The organism is Actinosynnema sp. NPDC037264, assembly GCF_055603705.1.
On the sequence record NZ_JBVJVK010000044.1, the window covers coordinates 26,836 to 29,908 of the forward strand.

Genomic DNA, 3,073 nt, shown 5'->3' on the forward strand with positions numbered 1-3,073 from the left:
GGGAAGCCGGGGGCGGCGGAGAAGGTTCCTGGCAGGGGGGGGGGAGCCGCTTTTCGATTGTTTCCGCCGCTTTGTTCGGGGGGGGGGGCTCCGGGCCCCCCCCCCCCCCCCCCTCCCCCGGCCGGAAGCCCGGGATGCGGAGCCCTTGCCGAAGTGGCGGGTCCCGCCGGCTAGTCGTGCGCCTCGATCGCCTGGACGGCCGGGGGCGTGAACCGCGACGCCAGCTCGGCGTTGACCTCCACGTGGCGCAGCAGGAACGCCCGCTCGTCCAGCCGCTTCCGCCTCAGCCAGCCGGTGACCTCGTCGTTGCACTTGCTCGCGTTGCACGACCCGCACGCGGGCACGATGTTGTCGAGCGTGTAGCGCCCGCCGCGCGACAGCGCCTGCACGCAGTCCTTCTGGAGCGGCACCCCGGTCGACCCGCAGTAGGCGCAACCACCCCACGCCTCCTTGAGCGCCGCCCACTCCGCCACGGAGAGGTCGTGCTCGACGCGCTCCATCCGGCGCTTCCGCTTGCGCGCCGCACGCGCCCTCCTGCTGCCACCGACGGCCATGCGCGAACCTTACGCTCCGTCACCCCTCCGGCGCGGGCAGCCCCACCGCGGCCTCCGGGACACGACCGGAGGGATCGCGGCCGGAACGCGGCCACGATCCCTCCCGTCGGACGCCCTGGGTCAGGAGGCGGGCATCATGACCTTGTCGATGACGAAGACGGTGGCGTTGGCGGTGGGGATGTTGCCGCACAGCACCTTCGAGCCGTTGACGGTGATGTTGTCGCCGGAGCCCTCGACCTTGAGGGTGCCGCCCTGGACGGTGGGCAGGCTCGCGGAGGACACGATGCCGTCCCTGTCCATGCGCTGCGGCACGACGTGGTAGGTCAGGATGGTCGTGAGCTTGGCCTTGTCGGCCAGCACGGCGTTGAGCGCGTCCGCGCCGAGGGCGTCGAACGCGGGGTCGTAGGGCGCGAAGACGGTGTAGCCGGCGTCGCCCTTGTTGAGGGTGTCGACGAGGCCGGCGGCCTTGACGGCGGCCACGAGCTTGGTGAGCAACGGGTTGTTGCTCGCGGCGGTGGCCACCGGGTCGTCGACCATGCCGTCGAGGGAGCCTTCGGTGTCCGCGGGCAGGCTCGCACAGCCGGCGCCGAAGACATCACTGGTCCGGGTGACGCCGTCGCTCATCGCCTCGGTGGTGGTCGTGGTCGTCGGAGCCGCCGCCGACGTCGTGTTCGACGCGGCCGGTTCGCTGCTACAGGCGGTGACGGAGATCAGTGCCGCGGCGAGGACGCCGATCGCGGACGCGAGCCGGGTGTTGCGCATGAGGGGTGCTCCTTTGTGGACGATGCTCGGAACGAGGGCTCCGAGGCTTGTCACGAGTGGTTCGGCGCCGTCGCCGCGTCGGATTGGCGGACCGGCGGGAAAGTTCGGACTTCCCGGGTCGCGGCTGGTCAAGGCCGGGTGGTGAACACGATCGTGTGCCAACCGGAAGCGCCGTCCGGGATCGGTTCGGCCCGCTCGCCGGTCTGGGTGTGGCCGGTGCGGTCGGTGGCCCGCACTTCCAGCGTGTGCGACCCGGCGGGCAGGTCCAGCTCGACTCGCCACATCCGCCACGTGTCGACGTCGACCTCCGTGCTCAGGGTCGTGGCCTGCCAGGGACCTCCGTCGACGCGGACCTCGACCTTGTCGACGCCCCTGTGCTGCGCCCAGGCGACCCCGGCGGCGACGAACCTCCCCGCGGGCACCTGCTCGAAGGCCTTCGGCCGGTCGACGCGGGACATGGTCTTGATCGGGGCACGGCGCGCCCAGTCGCGTCGGACCCAGTAGGCGTCGAAGTCGGCGAACGTGGTGAGTTCGGCGTCGACCAGCCACTTGGTCGCCGAGACGAACCCGTACAGGCCGGGCACGACCATGCGCACGGGGAAGCCGTGCTCGACCGGGAGCGGTTCGCCGTTCATCCCGATGGCCAGCAACGCGTTGCTGCCGGGCCTCATGATGTCCTCGACAGGGGTGCCGCAGGTCCAGCCGTCCACGCTGCGCGTCGCGAGCTGATCGGAGCCCGGCCGCACGCCCGCCTCGGCGAGGATGTCGCTCAGGGACACGCCGATGAAGTCGGCGGTGGAGATGTAGGGCCCACCGACCTCGTTGGACACGCAGCAGAGGCTGATCGTCTTCTCCACCAACGGCCGGTCCAGCAGGTCGTCGTAGGTGAGCACGAGCTCGCGGTCGACCATGCCGTGCACGCGCACGCGCCAGTCCCGCGCCCGGACCCTGGGCACCGACAACGCGGTGTCCACCCGGTAGAAGTCCGCGTTGGGCGTGATGAACGCGGGCGTCCCGTCCCGGGCGAAGTCCGCGCCCGCCGGGATGGGCGGTGCGCTCACGTCGGGGGTGAGGCGGATCGAACGGCGGGACGCCTCCACGTCGACCCGACCACCGATGAGCTGGCCCGCGGCGGCGGTCGCCCCGGCCGCGGCCGCGACGGCGGTGGAGGTGAGCAAGAAGCGGCGGCGGCCCAGGCCGGGCACCTGCCAGTCCACCGGACGCGTCCCCTCACCGTCCACAGCGGCTTCCGCCGAACGGGGCGCGAGCCGGTGCAGCCACCGGAAGACCAGGACGCCGACGAGCAGACTGACCAACGGGGCCAGTGCGGCCGCCGTGCCCAGGGTGGGCCGGGCCAGCACCGCCGCGAGGCCGACCACGCCGAGCCCGACCGCCAGGATCGTCCCCGGCAGCGGGCTCCGGCGGGACAGCAGCCCGGCGAGCGCCGCGGCGACGGCGATGACGAACGCCATGCCCGCCAGCAGGACGGCTTTGTCGTCCTCGCCGAACGTGCGGATCGCGAAGTCCTTCACCGGGTGCGGTGTCAGGTCGATCGCCGTGTTGCCCACGGCCAGGAACGGCGAGGCGAGCGGGTCGACGACCGCGGCGACGAGGTGCCCGGCGGCCGAGGCCGCCGCCACCGCGATCAGGCCCGGGGGGGGGAGAAAGTCCAACACGCCACGCAGACCCCCGTGGGCCCCCTCTCCCTCCCCGGGTGTTTTTTCGCTCAAGGCTCGGCGCACGCAGAAGGAGGAGGG

3 protein-coding genes are annotated in these 3,073 nt (G+C 72.5%); all 3 read right to left on the bottom strand.

Features of this window, described 5'->3' with window-relative positions; translation table 11 throughout:
* Window positions 1–170: 170 nt before the first annotated feature.
* Window positions 171–554: an HNH endonuclease gene (locus ACZ7GX_RS33355; RefSeq protein WP_498782597.1), complete on the bottom strand. Its 384-nt coding sequence runs from the start codon at window positions 552–554 to the stop codon at window positions 171–173.
* A 120-nt stretch (window positions 555–674) separates the two neighbouring features.
* Complete coding sequence (locus ACZ7GX_RS33360; RefSeq protein WP_498782599.1) at window positions 675–1,316, bottom strand: fasciclin domain-containing protein; 642 nt, start codon at window positions 1,314–1,316, stop codon at window positions 675–677.
* A gap of 128 nt (window positions 1,317–1,444) precedes the next feature.
* The gene (locus ACZ7GX_RS33365; protein ID WP_498782601.1) at window positions 1,445–2,992 is read right to left on the bottom strand and encodes a molybdopterin-dependent oxidoreductase; all 1,548 of its coding nucleotides are present in this window, start codon (window positions 2,990–2,992) and stop codon (window positions 1,445–1,447) included.
* Window positions 2,993–3,073: the final 81 nt, after the last annotated feature.